12 protein-coding genes are annotated in these 18,937 nt (G+C 63.1%); 5 read left to right on the forward strand and 7 right to left on the reverse strand.

Annotated elements, in window-relative coordinates:
* Window positions 1-3: 3 nt before the first annotated feature.
* The gene (gene cra, locus DTP52_RS11615) at window positions 4-999 is read right to left on the reverse strand and encodes a catabolite repressor/activator (RefSeq protein WP_109753502.1); all 996 of its coding nucleotides are present in this window, start codon (window positions 997-999) and stop codon (window positions 4-6) included.
* A 289-nt stretch (window positions 1,000-1,288) separates the two neighbouring features.
* Between cra and ptsP the strand changes: the two genes are divergently transcribed.
* The 4 genes from ptsP to DTP52_RS11640 all read left to right on the forward strand — a co-directional run bounded on the left by ptsP (window position 1,289) and on the right by DTP52_RS11640 (window position 8,595).
* Window positions 1,289-4,153 (forward strand): phosphoenolpyruvate--protein phosphotransferase, encoded by a 2,865-nt coding sequence (gene ptsP / locus DTP52_RS11620; RefSeq protein ID WP_109753503.1) that lies wholly within the window; start codon window positions 1,289-1,291, stop codon window positions 4,151-4,153.
* Window positions 4,153-5,094 (forward strand): 1-phosphofructokinase, encoded by a 942-nt coding sequence (gene pfkB, locus DTP52_RS11625; protein ID WP_109753504.1) that lies wholly within the window; start codon window positions 4,153-4,155, stop codon window positions 5,092-5,094. Before ptsP ends, pfkB begins: the two co-directional genes overlap by 1 nt.
* A gap of 14 nt (window positions 5,095-5,108) precedes the next feature.
* Window positions 5,109-6,851, forward strand: a complete 1,743-nt coding sequence (locus DTP52_RS11630; protein ID WP_109753505.1) for a PTS fructose-like transporter subunit IIB — start codon at window positions 5,109-5,111, stop codon at window positions 6,849-6,851.
* Window positions 6,852-7,053: 202 nt separating this feature from the next.
* The gene (locus tag DTP52_RS11640) at window positions 7,054-8,595 is read left to right on the forward strand and encodes an alkaline phosphatase (RefSeq protein WP_109753506.1); all 1,542 of its coding nucleotides are present in this window, start codon (window positions 7,054-7,056) and stop codon (window positions 8,593-8,595) included.
* 142 nt (window positions 8,596-8,737) lie between these two features.
* On the opposite strand, the gene DTP52_RS11645 is transcribed toward DTP52_RS11640, so the two are convergent.
* The 6 genes from DTP52_RS11645 to DTP52_RS11675 form a co-directional block, all read right to left on the reverse strand.
* Complete coding sequence (locus DTP52_RS11645; protein WP_109753507.1) at window positions 8,738-11,263, reverse strand: sulfite reductase flavoprotein subunit alpha; 2,526 nt, start codon at window positions 11,261-11,263, stop codon at window positions 8,738-8,740.
* Window positions 11,264-11,591: 328 nt separating this feature from the next.
* Complete coding sequence (locus tag DTP52_RS11655) at window positions 11,592-12,755, reverse strand: type III PLP-dependent enzyme (protein WP_072341133.1); 1,164 nt, start codon at window positions 12,753-12,755, stop codon at window positions 11,592-11,594.
* A gap of 498 nt (window positions 12,756-13,253) precedes the next feature.
* A complete protein-coding gene (locus DTP52_RS11660; RefSeq protein ID WP_109753509.1) occupies window positions 13,254-14,411 on the reverse strand; it encodes a betaine/proline/choline family ABC transporter ATP-binding protein in 1,158 nt (385 codons plus the stop codon).
* Window positions 14,408-15,061, reverse strand: a complete 654-nt coding sequence (locus tag DTP52_RS11665) for an ABC transporter permease (RefSeq protein WP_003197757.1) — start codon at window positions 15,059-15,061, stop codon at window positions 14,408-14,410. Before DTP52_RS11665 ends, DTP52_RS11660 begins: the two co-directional genes overlap by 4 nt.
* Before the next feature lie 15 nt (window positions 15,062-15,076).
* The gene (locus DTP52_RS11670; protein ID WP_109753510.1) at window positions 15,077-15,979 is read right to left on the reverse strand and encodes a glycine betaine ABC transporter substrate-binding protein; all 903 of its coding nucleotides are present in this window, start codon (window positions 15,977-15,979) and stop codon (window positions 15,077-15,079) included.
* A gap of 25 nt (window positions 15,980-16,004) precedes the next feature.
* Window positions 16,005-16,721 carry an ABC transporter permease gene (locus DTP52_RS11675; RefSeq protein WP_109753511.1) on the reverse strand — a complete coding sequence of 239 codons (717 nt, stop codon included), beginning with the start codon at window positions 16,719-16,721 and terminating at the stop codon, window positions 16,005-16,007.
* A 330-nt stretch (window positions 16,722-17,051) separates the two neighbouring features.
* Between DTP52_RS11675 and DTP52_RS11680 the strand changes: the two genes are divergently transcribed.
* Window positions 17,052-18,635, forward strand: a complete 1,584-nt coding sequence (locus tag DTP52_RS11680) for a peptide chain release factor 3 (protein ID WP_109753512.1) — start codon at window positions 17,052-17,054, stop codon at window positions 18,633-18,635.
* The last annotated feature ends 302 nt before the right edge of the window (window positions 18,636-18,937 follow it).

An 18,937-nucleotide genomic window follows, 5' to 3' on the forward strand; every position in this document is an offset into this window, starting at 1 on the left:
TCTTCAGCCCTGGTGAATACGCTGCTTGAACGTCCGTGCGATGGCCTGCACGCCTGGCTGGTAGTCATCGTTTTCGATGGCCGCCAGCGCCAGCTCCAGGGCTTTGTCAGCGATCAGCTGATGCTGCTGGGACATGGCATTGACCGGCAGCGGCAGGAAATCCAGCAACTGCGTGTCGCCAAACGTACCCAGGCGCAACGGCCGCGACTTGAGCGGGAAATCGTGCAGGGCGTCGAACACCCCTTGCAGCAGCACGTAGGACGTCGTGATCAGCGCGTCGGGCAGATGCCCCAGGCGCGTGAGCATTTCATCCATCAACTGGCGGCCGCATTCACGGCTGAACGACTCGCCGTGCTCGATCAGCACCTGGCCCTCGAACCCGGCCAGGGCTTCGCGAAAACCGGCGGCCCGTTCCTGGCTGATGCTCAATTCGGGACGGGCGCTGATCAAGGCGATTTGCCGAGGGTGGGTCTCCAGCAGGCTGCGCGTCAGGTGCAGGCTGGCCTGGCGGTCGTCGCTGATCACCGAGCAGAACCGCGCCGGGTCCATCACCCGGTCGATGGCGATGATGGGAATGCCCTTGGCCTGCAATTGCAGGTAACTGTCGTCTCCGGCCGGCAGGCAACTGGCGACGATCAGCGCGTCGCAGCGCCGGGCGCGGAACAACTGCAACAGTTGCCGTTCACTGTCGGGCGCGTCGTCGGAGCTGGCGATCAGCAACTGGTAACCCCGTGCCCGTGCGCCTTGTTCCAACAACTTGGCGATGCGTGCGTAACTGGGGTTTTCCAGGTCGGGCAGGATGAAACCCAGGGTGCGCGTATGCCGGCTGCGCAGCCCGGCGGCCTGGGGATTGGGCGTGAAGCCGTGTTCCTGGACCACCGCCCGCACCCGTTCGACGGTGGCGCTGCTGATGCGTTGCTGTTCGGCCTTGCCGTTGATGACGTAGCTGGCGGTGGTTACGGACACACCGGCCAGTTGGGCAATATCACTGAGTTTCAACCCGGTTTTCCTTGTTTTTTCGAGTTAGCCCTGACGATAAGAGCCATCCTACCCGATTCAAGAGGGTGATCACCGTCCAAGCGCTTACGACAAGTTGCACTTCAACGATGAGAGATTATCGAGTAACGTGCCAATCTTTCTAGATTAAACGTTTCAGCAAGCGTATTTTCAAGGCTAGCAGGATTTTTGGCGGTGCTGCCGCGATACCGCCAAAAGCCGTCCTGTAACGCTAAGCTGATTCATTCAAAACAATACCTGGCGCCAACCCGGACGCCAAAAAGGAGAAAGCATGCTCGAGCTCACTCTAGAGCAGATATCCATGGCTCAGACGGCTGTGGATAAAGACGCTGCACTGCAATTGCTCGCTGACAAACTGGTGGCCGATGGCCTGGTAGCCGAAGGTTACCTCGCCGGCTTGCAGGCCCGCGAAGCCCAGGGCTCGACCTTTCTTGGCCAAGGTATTGCCATCCCCCACGGCACTCCGCAAACCCGCGACCTGGTCTATTCCACCGGCGTGCGTCTGTTGCAATTCCCCGAGGGCGTGGATTGGGGCGATGGTCAGATCGTCTACCTGGCCATCGGCATCGCGGCCAAGTCCGACGAGCACTTGCGCCTGCTGCAACTGCTGACCCGCGCCCTTGGCGAGACTGACCTGGGCCAGGCCCTGCGCCGTGCCGGTTCCGCCGAAGCCTTGTTGAAACTGTTGCAAGGCGCGCCACAGGAACTGGCCCTGGATGCCCAGATGATCGGCCTCGGTGTGTCGGCTGACGATTTTGAAGAGCTGGTATGGCGCGGCGCCCGCCTGCTGCGCCAGGCCGACTGCGTGAGCAACGGCTTTGCCGGGGTGTTGCAGCAAGTCGATGCGCTGCCCCTGGGCGATGGCTTGTGGTGGCTGCACAGCGAGCAGACGGTCAAGCGCCCGGGCCTGGCCTTCGTCACCCCGGACAAACCGATCCGTTACCTGGGGCAACCTTTGAGCGGTCTGTTCTGCCTCGCCAGCCTCGGCGAGGCCCACCAGGCCTTGCTGGAACGGCTCTGCGCCTTGCTGATTGAAGGTCGCGGCCACGAACTGGGCCGCGCCACCAGCAGCCGCAAGGTACTGGAAGTGCTCGGCGGCGAATTGCCCGCCGATTGGCCCAGCGCGCGTATCGGCCTGGCCAATGCTCACGGCTTGCATGCCCGTCCGGCGAAAATTCTTGCCCAGTTGGCGAAAAGCTTCGAAGGCGAGATCCGCGTGCGCATTGTCGACGGTCAGGACAGCGCCGTGTCGGCCAAGAGCCTGAGCAAACTGTTGAGCCTGGGCGCCCGTCGCGGCCAGGTCCTGGAGTTCATCGCCGAGCCGAGCATTGCCGCCGATGCGTTGCCGGCACTGCTGGCGGCCATCGAAGAAGGCCTTGGCGAAGACGTCGAACCGCTGCCGCCGCCCAGTGCGCCACGGGAAACCGTGATGGCCGAAGTCGCGACCGTCATGTTGGCCCCCGAGCCCGGCAGCCTGATCCAGGCCGTCGCCGCCGCCCCGGGCATCGCCATCGGCCCGGCGCACATCCAGGTCTTGCAGGCTATCGACTATCCGTTGCGCGGTGAATCGGCAGCCATCGAGCGCGAGCGCCTGCAAAACGCCTTGAACCAGGTACGCCGTGACATCCAAGGCCTGATCGAACGCGCCAAGGCCAAGGCCATCCGCGAGATCTTCATCACTCACCAGGAAATGCTCGACGACCCGGAACTGACCGACGAAGTCGACACCCGCTTGAAGCTGGGTGAGAGTGCGCAAGCGGCATGGATGGGCGTGATCGAAGCCGCCGCGAAAGAGCAGGAGGCCTTGCAGGATGCCTTGCTGGCCGAACGCGCCGCTGACCTGCGCGATGTCGGCCGTCGTGTGCTGGCGCAACTGTGCGGCGTCGAAACCCCGAACGAGCCGGATCAACCCTACATCCTGGTGATGGACGAAGTCGGCCCATCCGACGTGGCCCGCCTGGACCCGACGCGTGTGGCGGGGATTCTCACCGCCCGTGGCGGCGCCACCGCCCACAGCGCCATCGTCGCCCGGGCCCTGGGCATTCCGGCGCTGGTGGGCGCCGGTGCGGCGGTGTTGTTGCTGGCGCCGGGCACGTCCTTGCTGCTGGATGGCCAGCGCGGTCGCTTGCACGTGGACCCTGACGCCGCCACTTTGCAGCGAGCCAGGGAAGAGCGCGACACCCGCGAACAGCGCCTCAAGATCGCCGCCGAGCAGCGCCACCAACCGGCGCTGACCCGTGACGGTCATGCCGTGGAAGTGTTCGCCAACATTGGCGAAAGCGCCGGTGTCGCCAGCGCGGTGGAGCAGGGCGCCGAAGGTATTGGCCTGTTGCGCACCGAACTGATCTTCATGGCCCACACCCAGGCGCCCGACGAAGCGACCCAGGAAGCCGAGTACCGCAAGGTCCTCGATGGCCTGGCCGGGCGGCCGCTGGTGGTGCGCACCCTCGACGTGGGCGGCGACAAGCCGCTGCCGTACTGGCCGATCGCGAAAGAAGAAAACCCGTTCCTCGGTGTGCGTGGCATTCGCCTGACGCTGCAGCGTCCGCAGGTCATGGAAGCACAATTGCGTGCCTTGTTGCGCTCGGCGGACAACCGTCCGCTGCGGATCATGTTCCCGATGGTGGGCAGCGTCGATGAGTGGCGCCAGGCCCGGGCCATGACCGAGCGCCTGCGCCTGGAAATCCCCGTGGCAGACCTGCAACTGGGAATCATGATCGAAGTACCGTCCGCCGCGCTGCTAGCACCGGTGCTGGCCAAGGAAGTCGACTTCTTCAGCGTCGGCACCAACGACCTGACGCAATACACCCTGGCGATCGACCGCGGTCATCCGACGCTTTCGGCCCAGGCCGACGGCTTGCACCCGGCCGTGTTGCAATTGATCGACATCACCGTGCGCGCTGCACATGCCCATGGCAAATGGGTGGGTGTGTGTGGCGAACTGGCGGCCGATCCGCTGGCGGTGCCGGTGCTGGTGGGCCTGGGCGTGGACGAGTTGAGTGTTTCGGCCCGCAGCATTGCCGAGGTCAAGGCGCGCGTACGCGAATTGAGCCTGGCGCAAGTACAAACCTTGGCCCAAGAGGCCTTGGCCGTGGGCAGCGCCGATGATGTGCGCGCATTAGTGGAGGCGCTGTAATGGCGAAGATTCTTACCCTGACCCTCAACCCGGCGCTCGACCTCACGGTGGAGTTGGCGCGCCTGGAGCCGGGCCAGGTCAACCGCAGCGACGCCATGCACGCCCACGCCGCCGGCAAGGGCGTGAACGTGGCCCAGGTGCTGGCCGATCTCGGTCATACGCTGACGGTCAGTGGTTTTCTGGGCGAAGACAATGCCCAGGTGTTCGAGACGCTGTTCACCCAGCGCGGTTTCGTCGACGCCTTTATCCGGGTCCCCGGCGAAACCCGCAGCAATATCAAGTTGGCCGAGCAGGACGGGCGCATCACTGACCTCAACGGGCCCGGCCCGGTGGTCGATGAAGCCGCACAACAGGCCTTGCTGACGCGGCTGGAGCAGATCGCCCCCGGCCATGACGTGGTCGTGGTAGCGGGCAGCTTGCCTCGGGGCGTCAGCCCGCAATGGTTGCAGGCCTTGATCACTCGCTTGAAAACACTCGGCCTGAACGTGGCCCTCGACACCAGTGGCGAAGCCTTGCGCGTCGCCCTGGCGGCGGGGCCGTGGCTGATCAAGCCGAACACCGAGGAACTGGCCGACGCGTTGGGTTGCGAGGTGGTGAGCGAAATGGCCCAGGCGCAAGCGGCACAGCGCCTGCATGCCCAGGGCGTCGAGCATGTGGTGATTTCCCACGGTGCCGATGGCGTGAACTGGTTCAGTGTCGGCGCGGCGCTGCATGCCTCGCCGCCCAAGGTCAGTGTTGCCAGTACCGTGGGCGCCGGGGATTCGCTGTTGGCGGGCATGCTGCATGGCCTGCTCAGCGCCGACACCCCGGAACAGACACTGCGCACCGCCACGGCCATCGCCGCCATGGCGGTCACGCAGATCGGTTTTGGCATCCACGACACCGCGTTGCTGGCGTCGCTTGAACAGGGCGTGCGCGTGCGCCCCCTGACAGAACAATAAGAGGGTTCGCAAGAATGAAACTAGCCATTGTGACGGCCTGCCCCAACGGCATGGTCACCAGTGTGTTGTGCGCCCGCCTGCTGGACGCCGCGGCTCAGCGCCAGGGTTGGAGCACCAGTGTCGAAGTCCATGACGCCGCCCATCCGGAACGCCAGTTATCGGCCGCGACTCTCGAAGCGGCCGAATGGGTCTTGCTGGTTGCCAGCGGCCCGGTGGATATGTCGCGTTTCGTCGGCAAGCGTCTGTTCCGCAGCACGCCGGCCCAGGCCCTGCAAGACGTCGATTCGGTGCTGCGGCGCGGCGCCGAAGAGGCCAAGGTCTTTCTCGCCTCGGATGTCGTGAAGCAGGTGCCAACGGTGTCGAGCGAACGCGCGCCACGCCTGGTCGCTATCACCGCCTGCCCGACAGGCGTTGCCCATACCTTCATGGCCGCCGAGGCATTGCAGCAGGCAGCGAAGAAGCTGGGCTACGACCTGCAAGTGGAAACCCAGGGTTCGGTGGGCGCACGCAACCCGCTGAGCCCCGAGGCCATCGCCGAGGCGGACGTGGTGCTGCTGGCGACCGACATCGAAGTCGCCACCGAGCGTTTTGCCGGCAAGAAAATCTACCGCTGCAGCACGGGCATTGCCTTGAAACAGGCCGAAGCGACGCTGAACAAGGCGTTGGTCGAAGGTCGCCAGGAAAGTGCGTCGAGCAGCGCCAGTGCCCCGGCCAAGTCGGAGAAGACCGGCGTCTACAAGCACCTGCTGACGGGTGTGTCGTTCATGCTGCCGATGGTGGTGGCCGGTGGTCTGTTGATCGCCTTGTCGTTCGTGTTCGGCATCACCGCCTTCAAGGAGCCCGGCACGCTGGCGGCCGCGCTGATGCAGATCGGCGGCGACACCGCGTTCAAATTGATGGTGCCATTGTTGGCCGGCTACATCGCCTATTCCATCGCCGACCGCCCGGGCCTGGCGCCGGGCATGATCGGCGGGCTGCTCGCGAGCACCTTGGGCGCCGGTTTCATTGGCGGGATCATCGCCGGTTTCCTGGCCGGTTACGTGGCGAAGGCGATCAACCGCTACGCGCGCCTGCCCCAGAGCCTGGAAGCGCTCAAGCCGATTCTGATCATCCCACTATTGGCGAGCCTGATCACCGGCCTGGTGATGATCTACATCGTCGGCAAACCGGTGGCGGGCATGCTCGAAGGGCTGACCCATTTCCTCGACAGCATGGGTACCACCAATGCGATTCTGCTGGGCGTGCTGTTGGGAGCGATGATGTGCGTCGACCTCGGCGGGCCGATCAACAAGGCCGCCTATGCGTTTTCGGTCGGGCTGCTGGCGTCGCAGAGTTATGCGCCGATGGCCGCGACCATGGCCGCCGGCATGGTGCCGCCGATTGGCCTGGGCATCGCCACCTTCATCGCCCGGCGTAAATTCGCCCAGACCGAGCGCGAGGCCGGTAAAGCGGCGCTGGTGCTGGGGCTGTGCTTCATCTCCGAAGGGGCGATTCCGTTCGCCGCCAAGGACCCGCTGCGGGTGATCCCGGCCAGCATCGCCGGCGGCGCGCTGACCGGTGCGCTGTCGATGTACTTCGGCTGCAAGCTCATGGCCCCCCACGGCGGCCTGTTCGTGATGCTGATCCCCAACGCCATCAACCATGCGCTGTTGTATTTGCTGGCGATCGTGGCGGGGAGCCTGCTGACGGGAGTGGCGTATGCGCTGCTCAAGCGGCCTGAGGTGGTGGAGATGGCGTTGGAGCCGGCGAAGGCTTGATCACTTTTATTTGAGCAATGAAATTCCCTGTGGGAGCGAGCCTGCTCGCGATAGCGGTGTGTCAGTCGACAAATGGGTTGCCTGACACTCTGCAATCGCGAGCAGGCTCGCTCCCACAGTGGTTTTGGGGTGGTTATAAAATTCCTGTCACAGCCATTTCACAGAGCCATGCTTAAGTTTTCCCATTTCAAGGGAGAACACCATGAGCGAATTCGACCTGGGCCGTCGCCGTGTGATGCAAGCCGTGGGGGCGGGATTGTTGTTGCCGGGGTTGGCGCCGGCGGTGATGGCTTCGGTCAAGGATCGGCCGGTGCTCACCGAGGGGGTGCAGTCGGGCGACTTGCAGGGCGACCGGGCGATGATCTGGAGCCGCAGCGACCGCCCGGCGCGGATGGTGGTGGAGTGGGACACCCGCAGCAAATTCAGCAATCCCCGCCGCTTCGTCTCGCCACTGGCCGACTCGCGCAGCGATTTCACCGCCCGGGTCGAACTCACCGGCCTGCCGCCCGACCAGGCGATTTTCTACCGCGTGCATTTCGAAGACGCCCAGAGCGGCGTCGCCAGCGAGCCCTGGCTTGGCCACCTGCGCAGCGTGCCGCAGTTCAAGCGCAACATCCGCTTTGTCTGGAGCGGTGATACCGTCGGCCAGGGTTTCGGGATCAACCCGGACATCGGCGGCATGCGCATCTACGAAGCCATGCGCCTGCGCCTGCCGGACTTTTTTATCCACAGCGGCGACACCATTTATGCCGACGGCCCGGTGCCGGCGCAGATCACCACCGAGGGTGGACGCGTCTGGCGCAACCTCACCACCGCAGCCAAGAGCAAGGTCGCCGAGACCCTGGATGAATATCGCGGCAACTATCGCTACAACTTGATGGACGAAAACGTGCGCCGCTTCAACGCCGAAGTGCCACAGATCTGGCAGTGGGACGACCATGAAGTGGTCAACAACTGGTCGCCGGGCAAGCAACTGGACGAGCGCTACCAGACCAAGGATATCCACAGCCTCGTCGGCCGGGCGCGACAGGCCTGGCTGGAATACGCACCGATGCGCCGGCAGAAGGCCGACGGCGGTGGGCGCATCTACCGCAAGCTCGGTTACGGGCCGCTGCTGGATGTGTTCGTGCTGGACATGCGCAGTTACCGCGGAGCCAATGACGCCAACCTCGGCGCGGCCAAACCGTTCCTGGGGCGTGAGCAATTGAATTGGCTCAAGCGCGAATTGAAGCACTCCCGTGCCCAGTGGAAAGTCATCGCCGCCGACATGCCCATCGGCCTGGGCGTGCCGGATGGCGAGGTCAGCCCCGGCGTGCCGCGCTGGGAAGCGGTCGCCAACGGTGACCCGGGCGCGGCCCAGGGGCGTGAGCTGGAAATCGCCGAATTGCTCGGCTACCTGCGTAAGCATCAAGTGCGCAACTACGTCTGGCTCACCGCCGATGTCCACTATTGCGCCGCTCACCACTACCACCCCGAACAAGCCGCGTTCCAGGATTTCGAACCGTTCTGGGAATTCGTCGCCGGGCCATTGAACGCTGGCAGCTTCGGGCCCAATGCCCTGGACAAGACCTTCGGCCCCGAGGTGGTGTTCCAGAAAGCCCCACCGGCCCAGAACACCTCGCCGTTCGCCGGGTATCAGTTCTTTGGCGAAGTGAACATCGACGGGCAGAGCGGGGAGATGAGCGTGGTGTTGCGGGACTTGGAAGGCGTGGCGGTGTTCGAGAAGAAGTTGCAGCCGGTTTGATGATTGGCTGTAGTTATCTTCTGTGGGAGCGAGCCTGCTCGCGATGCGGTTTGTCAGCCGACACATAGGCTGTCTGATACTCCGCTATCGCGAGCAGGCTCGCTCCCACAGGGGATGGTGTGTGGCTGTGGATGAGGGGCGGTCAGTAGACATCCCGCCGATACCGCCCCTGCTCGATCAGCCGCTCCACTTCCTCGCGCCCCAGCACCATGTTGAGCACGTGATCCACCCCTGACGCCATGCCCTGCAAGCTGCCGCAGACATAGATCACCGCACCGTCGGCCAGCCATTGCTTGAGCAGTGCGGCCGATTCCAGCAGGCGATCCTGGACGTAGATTTTCTGTTGCTGATCCCGGGAGAACGCCAGGTCCAGGCGTTCCAGGTCGCCGGAAGTCACCCATTCCTGCAGTTCGTCGCGGCAGTGGAAGTCGTGTTCGCGGTTGCGTTCGCCGAACAGCAACCAGTTGCGTTGCATGCCCTCGGCGACGCGGGCCTTGAGCAGGCTGCGCAGGCCGGCCAGGCCGGTGCCGTTGCCCAGCAGGATCATCGGCACGCCGTGGGCCGGCAGATGGAAGCTACTGTTGCGACGCAGCCGCAGGCTGATGGCGCTGCCCAGCGGTGCGTGTTCGGTCAGCCAGCCGGAACCGACGCCCAGGCTGCCGTCGGCATGGCGCTCCTGGCGTACGATCAGCTCCAGCACTCCGTCGGCCGGGATCGAGGCGATGGAATACTCGCGCATTGCCAGCGGCGCCAACGCATCCACCAGTGCCTGGGCATGCAGGCCAACCAGATGGGAGCGGTTCTCCGGCAGTTGGCGGGTCGCCAGCGCCTGAACGAGGCTCTGGGCCAGGCCATCGACTTGCACGCGTGCGTGGCCGGAGAGGCCGAGCCCGTCGAGGAAATGCTCGATGGCCCACAGGTCATTGCGCGGCAGGATTTCCACCAGGTCACCGGCCAGCCAACTGCTCGGGCCGGGGGCGGTGAGGCCCAGCAGGTACACGCCCGAGCCGCTGCTGGCGGGGTTGAGCAGGGTGCGTTGGCTGAGGGTCCAGTTTTCGAAGCTGGGTGCCTGCCAGGTGTCCACTGGCGCCTGGCCGGTCAGTTCGGCCAGTTGTTGTTGCCAGTGGCGCAGGGCGTAAGGGTCGCCGCTGTCGACTTCCACCGGCGCGAACAGGGTCTTGCCGCCGTGTTCCGCCAGCCAGGCGTGCAGGCGTCGGGCGAAACCACAGAAGTGTTCATATTGCCGGTCGCCCAGGCCCAGCACCGAATATTGCAGGCGCTCCAGGCTCAAGGCCTGGCCCAGCACCTTGCGTTCGAAACCGCGGGCACTGTCCGGCCCTTCGCCGTCGCCAAAAGTGCTGACGACAAACAGCGCGTGGGTGGTGTCGTTCAAGTCCTGCTCACGAACATCAGCCAGCGGCTGGACCTTCACCGGCAGGCCGGCCGCCTGGAGTTGGCCGGCGGTCTGCCAGGCCAGGCGCTCGGCGAAACCGCTTTGGCTGGCGAAGCCGATCAGCCAGGCCGGTGCATGGTCCGGGGGCGCGATGAGTGCCTGGCGGGCTTGCCGGACTTGGCGTTTCTTGCGGCGACGGTCCAGGTACAACAACCAGCCGGTGATGAAGAACAGCGGCATGGTCAGCGCGGCGACGGTCACCAGGATCCGCCCGACCAGGCCGAAGTAACTGCCGACATGCAGGGCATAGACACTGGTCAGCAATTGCGCCTTGAGGCTCTTGTCGCTGTAGCGGCTGTGTCGGCTGACAACGCCGGTGGTCGGGTCGAGGGTGAGCTGGTTCAGTGCCCGGTCATGGGGCGAGTTTTTCAGCAAGTAGAACACGGTGGCCGGCTGCCCGGCCACGGGCGGCATGCGCACGTTATAGGCGGACAAACCCGGGCCGGCGGCGCTGTAGATGCTGCTCCACATCGCCCGGTAATCGGCCACGGGCAGTGGGCCGCTTGGCGCCGGGCCGCGATTGCGCACCCGCTCCTCTTTGGGGGAATCGGAGAGCAGGCGGGTCACGCCTTTGTTGTACCACTCGTAGGACCAGGTCAGCCCGGTCAGTGCCGCCAGCAGGTAGAACAGCAAGCACCAGGTACCCGCCACCGAGTGCAGGTCCCAATTGAAGCTACGGCCTTTTTTCCCCCAGTCGAGGGTCAGCCAGGCGCGCCAGCTTTTCCATTGGCGCGGCCAACGCAAGTACAGCCCGGACAGGCAGAAAAACACCAGGATCAACGTGCAGGCACCGGTGATTTGCCGGCCCACGTCATCCAGGGTCAGGACGCGGTGCAGCCTGAGCAGCAGGCCGAAGAAATCCTGGCCCACCACATCACCCATGAACTGAGCGTTGTACGGATTGAAATAGCGCATTGGCCCGCGCTTTTCCCCAGGCGGTGCCGCGAAGATCACCCGCGCGGCGTTGCCGCTGTCAGTCTCGACCCAGAGCATGGCGACGGTCTTGCCGGTGACGGCCTCGATCTGTTCCACCAGTTCGGCGGGCGGCAGGACACCGGCCGGTTGCTTCTCGACCGTCAGTACCTGCGGATTCAAGGCTCGCAGGATTTCATCCTGGAACGACACCATCGCCCCGGTAACGCCCATCAACGCCAGGACCAGCCCGGCACTGATGCCGAAAAACCAGTGCAACTGGAACAGGGTTTTCTTCAACACGTCGCCCGCCTTTGAGTCATTTGTTCATCACGGCGCGCATGTTATCGAGAATCATTAATAAACACACATAAAAGCCATGCTCTATGGGGATGAACGGGGCTATTTTTGTGGCCGATTGTCTAAGTGGATGATGTATCGAACACCTCCTTGTGGCGAGGAGATCTATCGAAACGTCGCATCGCCCCGCTGGACTGTGGGAGCAAAGCTTGCTCGCGAAACAGGCGCCTCGACTTCTGGAAGACCGTATTGCTTCCATCGCGGGCAAGTCTTGCTCCCACAAAAAAGCCCGTGACACAGTCACGGGCTTTCGGGGCCGGCGATCAGCGCGTTATACGTAGAACGACTTCAGCGGCGGGAAGCCATTGAATTCCACCGCGCTGTAACTGGTGGTGTAGGCACCGGTCGACAGCCAGTACAGGCGGTCACCGATGGCCAGGTTCAGCGGCAAGCCATACTTGTAGTTTTCGTACATGATGTCGGCACTGTCGCAGGTCGGGCCGGCGATGACCACTTCTTCCATCTCGCCTTTTTTCTCGGTCCAGATCGGGAACTTGATGGCTTCGTCCATGGTTTCGATCAGGCCGGAGAACTTGCCCACATCGGTGTATACCCAACGCTCGACGGCGGTACGGGACTTGCGCGCCACCAGCACCACTTCGCTGACCAGGATACCGGCGTTGGCGATCAACGAACGGCCCGGCTCCAGGATGATTTCCGGCAGATCGTCGCCGAAGTCTTCCTTGAGGAAGCGGATGATCTCCTCGGCGTAGGTTTCCAGGCTGTTGGTACGGGTGATGTAGTTGGCCGGGAAGCCGCCACCCATGTTGATCAGCTTCAGGACGATGCCGTCTTCTTCTTTCAAACGCTCGAAGATCACCTTGACCTTGGCGATGGCTGCGTCCCAGACGCTGATGTCGCGCTGTTGCGAGCCAACGTGGAACGAAATGCCATACGGCACCAGGCCCAGGTCGCGAGCCAGGATCAGCAGGTCCATGGCCATGTCGGTCTGGCAGCCGAACTTGCGCGACAACGGCCAGTCAGCGGTGGTCGAGCCTTCGGTGAGAATGCGCACATAGACTTTCGAGCCCGGCGCAGCCTTGGCGATGTTGCGCAGGTCGGCTTCGGAGTCGGTGGCGTACAGGCGCACGCCCTTCTCGTAGAAGTAGCGAATGTCGCGGGATTTCTTGATGGTGTTGCCATAGCTGATCTGATCCGGGCCCACGCCGCGGCTCATGACTTTGTCCAGCTCGTAGATCGAGGCGATGTCGAAGTTCGAGCCTTTATCCTTGAGCAGGTCGATGATTTCCACCGCCGGGTTGGCCTTGACGGCGTAGTAGACCTTGGCGAATTCGAAACCGGCGCGCAGGTCGTCATAGGCCTGGGCGATCATCGCGGTGTCGATCACCACGAACGGGGTTTCCTGCTTGTCGGCGAACGCCTTCATTTTCTGGAAGGTTTCGCGCGCGAAATAATCTTCGACCTGGATCGACATACTTGGGACTCCTACTGGCAAACATCAGGATCAATGGGTGTGAGGGCAAGCAGCCCTCGTGAACGTCCTCCGTATCCCCACTTTGGTTCGCCTACTTCCCAAGGCATGTCGCCGAAAGCAAAAAGGCCATGGGATGCATGATTCCCTTGGCCTTGCTGTCTCGTCGTCAGTACTTGAGCCGGATGGATCGTTTCCAGCATGGACGTTCGGCGCGAACTTTAGGGCGTGAGGGGCCTGAGATCAACTAAAAATGTCGCGTTTTTGCACACATCCGTCGTGCGGCCCGCGACAGCTCATGATGTAACCGACCGGCGTGACAGATTGATGTTCCCCTCAATAGGTTTATTGAGGCTATTCAATGGGGGGGGCTTTGTGGCGAGGGAGCTTGCTCCCGCTTGAGTGCGAAGCGCTCATCGCCTTTTTGGGGGCCGCTTCGCGACCCAGCGGGAGCAAGCTCCCTCGCCACAAAAATCTCGCCACAAAGCCTGCGGTGCCTGATCAGACCAACGCGGTCTCGGCCGGCGAAACAATGCTGGTCTTGCCCCCACGGGATTTACCGGAGCTCAGGTACTCGGCAATCGATTCCTGGGTCACTTCACCGAGGAACACCCGCTCGGCGTCCATCACCGGCAGCCACGACCGGTTGAACTCGTACATGCGCGACAACAGGATCCGCAGGTGTTCGTCGTAGGCGGCGGTGGCGTTGAATTCGCGCAGGTATTGGCCGCACGTGCCGGCCTGGCGGTACAGGTCGCGACGGCGGACATAGCCCAGGGCCTTGTTCTCGGCACAGGTGACCACCACGTAGCGGCGGTCATGTTCGTCCATCAGCTCCAGGGCCTCATTCACCGGCGTCTCGGGGCTGACCGACGGAGCGTTGTCCGCCGCGTCCTCGGCCTTGACCAGCAACAGGCGCTTGAGGGTGCTGTCCTGGCCGACGAAGTTGCTGACGAACTCATCGGCAGGATGCGCCAGCAGGGTGTCCGGGTGATCGCACTGGACCAGCTTGCCGGCGCGGAAGATCGCGATCTTGTCCCCCAGCTTGATGGCTTCGTCGATGTCGTGGCTGACCATGATCACGGTCTTGTTCAGCGCCCGTTGCATCTCGAAGAACTCGTTCTGGATCATCTCGCGGTTGATCGGGTCCACCGCGCCGAAGGGTTCGTCCATCAGCAGCAGTGGCGCATCGGCCGCCAGGGCGCGGATCACGCCGATCCGTTGCTGCTGGCCGCCCGACAGTTCGCGGGGGTAGCGATGCAGGTATTGCTTGGGCTCGAGCTTGATCATGCTCATCAACTCGCGGGCACGGTCGTGGCATTTCTGCTTGTCCCAGCCGAGCAGGCGCGGGACCACGGTGATGTTCTCCTCGATGGTCATGTTCGGGAACAGGCCGATCTGCTGGATCACGTAGCCGATGTTGCGACGCAGGGTCACTTCGTCCAGGCCGGTGGTGTCCTCGCCATTGATCAGGACTTTGCCCGAGGTGGGCGGGATCAGGCGATTGATCATCTTCAGCGTGGTGCTTTTGCCACAGCCCGACGGCCCGAGGAACACGCAGATCTCGCCTTCGTTGACGATCAGGTTCACCGAGTCCACGGCCTTGACGTCTTTGCCGTTGCTCTTGAAGGTTTTGCTGAGGTTTTGAAGTTCGATCATTTCAATAGTCCTTTTGGGGTCAGCGAGCGTTGCAGCCATTGCAGAAGCAGGTCGGCGAAGATGGCCAGGAGACTGACCAGCACGGCGCCGACGATCAGCATCGACATGTCGCTGCGGCTGATGGAAGCGAGGATGAGTACGCCCAGGCCACCGGCACCGATGGTGGCGGCGATGGTCATGACACCGATGTTCATGACCACGGCGGTGCGCACGCCGGCCAGGATCACCGGCACGGCGATGGGCAGTTCGACCATGCGCAGGCGCTGGCCGAAGGTCATGCCAATGCCGCGGGCGGCTTCACGGATGCCCGGTTCGACGCCGGTGAGAGCCAGGTAGGTGTTGCGCATGATTGGCAGCAGGGAATAGAGGAACACGGCGGTGATCGCCGGCATCGGCCCCAGGCCCTGGCCGAATTTGGAATAGAACGGCAGCAACAGGCCGAACAGGGCAATCGACGGAATCGTCAGCAGCACCGTGGCGCTGGCCTGCAATGGGCCGGCGAGCGCCGGAAAGCGGGTCATGAAGATGCCCAGCGGCACGCCGACGACAATCGCCAGGGTCACGGCGATGCCCACCAGGGTGATGTGCTGCCAAGTCAGGTGCAGCACCAGCGGCCAGTCCAGATGGGAAAAGGCGTCAAGAAAATCCATGGCTTTTCCTCCAGGTCATTGGGTTGAGAGCAGCGAATGTTGGCGCAGGAAATCGGCGGCAACGGTGGAAGGGCTTTCGTGGTTGACGTCCACGCGGGCGTTGAGCTGGCGCATGGTTGCATCGTCGAACAGTTCGGCCAGAGGCTTGAGCTGTGCGGCCAGTTGCGGATGGGCGTCGAGGAACGCCTGGCGCACCACTGGCGCGGCGGTGTAGTCGGGGAAGTAATGCTTGTCGTCTTCCAGCAGTTTCAGCTTGAACGCGTTCAGCCGACCGTCGGTGGTGTACACCAGCCCGGCGAATACCTGGCCGTTGCGCAAGGCGGTGTAGACCAGGCCCGCGTCCATCTGCCGGATATTCTTGCGGGTCAGGTTCATGCCGTACTGCTCGACCATGCCCGCCAGGCCGTCGGAGCGGTTGGCGAACTCGGTGTCCAGGGCTACCAGGTGATTGTCATCGGCTTCGGCCTGCAACACCGTGTTCAACTGGCTGATGCTGTTGATCTGCGGGTATTGGCGGGCGATTTTTTCCGGCAGGGCCAGGGCGTAGGTGTTGCTGAACTTCGACGGCGCCAGCCAGGCCAGGCCTTTTTTCGCGTCGAGTTCCTTCACTCGGGCATAGGACTGGGCGCTGTCGAGTTTCTCGGTGACGTGGTTGTAGGCCACCAGCGACACGCCGGTGTATTCCCACAGCAGGTCCAATTGCCCGGTTTCATGGGCGCTGCGGGCCAGGTTACTGCCCAGGCCACCGGTGATCTGTGCGTCGTAGCCCTTGCTGCGCAGGTATTGCGCGGTGATTTCCGCCAGCAGCGTCTGTTCGGTGAACACCCGCGCGCCGAGGCGGATCAGCGGTTTTTCAGCGGCTTGGGCCAATCCCGCGAACAGCAGGACACAGCCCAGTATCAAGCTCAACTTCTTCATAACGATTTCCTTTATCCGGCCAGGCTTATGACGGGCGCAGGCCGCGTTCCAGCCAGAGGCGGCTGGCCAGTGTCACCAGGCCGTCGAGCAGCAACGCCAGCAGGGCGGTGCAGGCCGCGCCGAGCAGCAACTGCGGCTGGTTGTTCAAGGCAATGCCGGGGAAGATCAGGCTGCCGAGGCTGTTGGCGCCGATCAGGAACGCCAGGGGCGCGGTGCCGACGTTGATCGCCAGGGCCACGCGCACGCCACCGATGATGATCGGCACGGCATTGGGCAACTCGACTTTCCACAGCACTTGGCGCGGGGTCATGCCGATGCCGACGGCGGCTTCCTTGAGGGAGCCCTGGACATTCTTCAGGCCTTCATAGGTGTTGCGCACGATGGGCAGCAACGAGGCGAGGAACAGGGCGAAGATGGCGGGCCCGCTGCCGATGCCCAGGATGCCCAGGGCGATGGCCAGTACGGCCAGGGGCGGTACGGTGTTACCGATGTTGAACACTTGCATGAAGCGTTCGGCGCGCCCGACCAGGCTGGGGCGGCTTAAGGCGATGCCGGCGGGGATGCCGACAATCAGGGCCGCCAGCATGGAGGCCAATACAAGCATCAGGTGCGCTTGCAGGTAAAACAGCAGATCGTCTTGGTAGCGTTGGATCGTATCGATGCCGATCCAGTGGACCAACAGGGCCAGGAGCGCGACGACGACCGCCCCCCCGATAAGCCCTTTGCCATAGCGGATAGCCACAGGCGGACTCCTTTGTCTTTCAGTCGGCGCACGCTTTCCCGGGCGGCGAACCATCACTGGTTGCCGGGAAAACGTTCGCGAGAAGCAGCTCTTTGGATGCCGGTAAACGGCCGCCAAATCGAGCCATGAGCGCAGCCTCGTCAGGCTAACTTGCTGATTTTTCAGACCCTGACGAATAGCCGTAACAGGGGGGTGGACGCCTCCACGCGGCAAAAGGTTCCCATGCCAGGGAAGATCTGGCCACCCTGGATGTGCTCAACGGTTCGGTTCCTGGCGCAAGTTGAGCTATAATCGCCGCCCTTTTTTGAATCACCTGCCAGGCGATTTCCCATGACCAAACAGGCCGCCGAAGTCGCGAAACGCCGCACTTTCGCCATTATTTCCCACCCCGATGCCGGTAAGACCACCATCACCGAGAAGCTCTTGCTGATGGGCAAGGCGATTGCGGTCGCCGGCACGGTGAAATCTCGCAAGTCCGACCGCCATGCCACCTCCGACTGGATGGAAATGGAAAAACAACGGGGTATTTCCATTACCACGTCGGTCATGCAGTTCCCGTATCGCGATCACATGATCAACCTGCTCGACACCCCGGGCCACGAAGACTTCTCCGAAGACACCTACCGCACCCTGACGGCGGTGGACTCGGCGCTGATGGTCCTCGACGGCGGTAAAGGCGTCGAGCCACGGACCATCGCGCTGATGGACGTCTGCCGTCTGCGGGACACGCCGATTGTCAGCTTCATCAACAAACTCGACCGCGACATCCGCGACCCGATCGAACTGCTCGACGAGATCGAAGCGGTCCTGAAGATCAAGGCGGCGCCGATCACCTGGCCGATCGGTTGCTACCGCGACTTCAAGGGCGTGTACCACCTGGCCGACGACTACATCATCGTCTACACCGCCGGTCACGGCCATGAGCGCACCGAAGTCAAGATCATCGAGAAGCTCGACTCCGACGAGGCTCGCGCGCACTTGGGCGACGAGTACGAGCGTTTTGTCGAGCAACTGGAACTGGTGCAGGGCGCCTGCCATGAATTCGACCAGCAGGAATTCCTCGACGGCCAACTGACCCCGGTGTTCTTCGGTACCGCCCTGGGCAACTTCGGTGTCGACCATGTGCTCGACGCCGTGGTCGATTGGGCCCCGCGCCCGCTGGCCCGCGTCGCCAACGAGCGCACCGTGGAACCGGTGGAGGAGAAGTTCTCGGGCTTCGTGTTCAAGATCCAGGCGAACATGGACCCCAAGCACCGCGACCGCATCGCCTTCATGCGCATCTGCTCCGGCAAGTACGAAAAAGGCATGAAGATGCGCCACGTGCGTACCGGCAAGGACGTGCGCATCGGCGACGCCCTGACCTTCTTCTCCTCGGAACGCGAGCAACTGGAAGAGGCCTTCGCCGGCGACATCATCGGTTTGCATAACCACGGCACTATCCAGATCGGCGACACCTTCACCGAAGGCGAAGCCCTGGGTTTCACCGGCATCCCGCACTTCGCCCCGGAACTGTTCCGCCGCGTGCGCCTGAAAGACCCGCTCAAGTCCAAGCAACTGCGCCAGGGCCTGCAGCAACTGGCCGAGGAGGGCGCCACCCAGGTGTTCTTCCCGGAGCGCAGCAACGACATCATCCTCGGCGCCGTCGGTGTGCTGCAGTTCGACGTCGTCGCCAGCCGCTTGAAAGAGGAATACAAGGTCGAGTGCTCCTACGAGCCGATCACCGTGTATTCCGCCCGTTGGGTTGAATGTGGTGACAAGAAGAAACTCGAGGAGTTTTCCAACAAGGCCGTGGAAAACCTTGCTTTGGACGGCGGTGGTCACCTGACCTACCTGGCCCCGACCCGGGTCAACCTGGCGCTGATGGAAGAGCGCTGGCCGGACGTGAAATTCCGCGCGACCCGCGAGCATCACTAAACGCTGAGCTGCAAATCAAAACCCCCGTTGTGAAAACAGCGGGGGTTTTTTATGGCTTGTCCCATGTCCTGAACATAAATAACTCACTGTGGGAGCGAGCCTGCTCGCGATAGCGGTGGGTCAGTCAGCACCTATGTCGGATGTGCCGCCGTCATCGCGAGCAGGCTCGCTCCCACACTGGATCTTCATGGGCAAATACTTGTGTTCGGCACAGATCTCCTTGTGAGAGCAAACCTGCCCCCATACGGGCGTTAGTAGGTTTGGAGATAACCCTTATTCGAAACCAATCTGTCGGGCAGCGG

The organism is Pseudomonas sp. 43mfcvi1.1 (genome assembly GCF_900115935.1).
Lineage (GTDB): Bacteria > Pseudomonadota > Gammaproteobacteria > Pseudomonadales > Pseudomonadaceae > Aquipseudomonas > Aquipseudomonas bijieensis.

What these genes read in the sequence shown, in the direction of transcription:
- ptsP (WP_109753503.1), top strand. Translation starts at nt 1,289, where the DNA reads ATGCTCGAGCTCACTCTAGAGCAGATATCCATGGCTCAGACGGCTGTG.
- pfkB (WP_109753504.1), top strand. Translation starts at nt 4,153, where the DNA reads ATGGCGAAGATTCTTACCCTGACCCTCAACCCGGCGCTCGACCTCACG.
- DTP52_RS11630 (WP_109753505.1), top strand. Translation starts at nt 5,109, where the DNA reads ATGAAACTAGCCATTGTGACGGCCTGCCCCAACGGCATGGTCACCAGT.
- DTP52_RS11640 (WP_109753506.1), top strand. Translation starts at nt 7,054, where the DNA reads ATGAGCGAATTCGACCTGGGCCGTCGCCGTGTGATGCAAGCCGTGGGG.
- DTP52_RS11655 (WP_072341133.1), bottom strand. Translation starts at nt 12,755, where the DNA reads ATGTCGATCCAGGTCGAAGATTATTTCGCGCGCGAAACCTTCCAGAAA.
- DTP52_RS11660 (WP_109753509.1), bottom strand. Translation starts at nt 14,411, where the DNA reads ATGATCGAACTTCAAAACCTCAGCAAAACCTTCAAGAGCAACGGCAAA.
- DTP52_RS11665 (WP_003197757.1), bottom strand. Translation starts at nt 15,061, where the DNA reads ATGGATTTTCTTGACGCCTTTTCCCATCTGGACTGGCCGCTGGTGCTG.
- DTP52_RS11670 (WP_109753510.1), bottom strand. Translation starts at nt 15,979, where the DNA reads ATGAAGAAGTTGAGCTTGATACTGGGCTGTGTCCTGCTGTTCGCGGGA.
- DTP52_RS11680 (WP_109753512.1), top strand. Translation starts at nt 17,052, where the DNA reads ATGACCAAACAGGCCGCCGAAGTCGCGAAACGCCGCACTTTCGCCATT.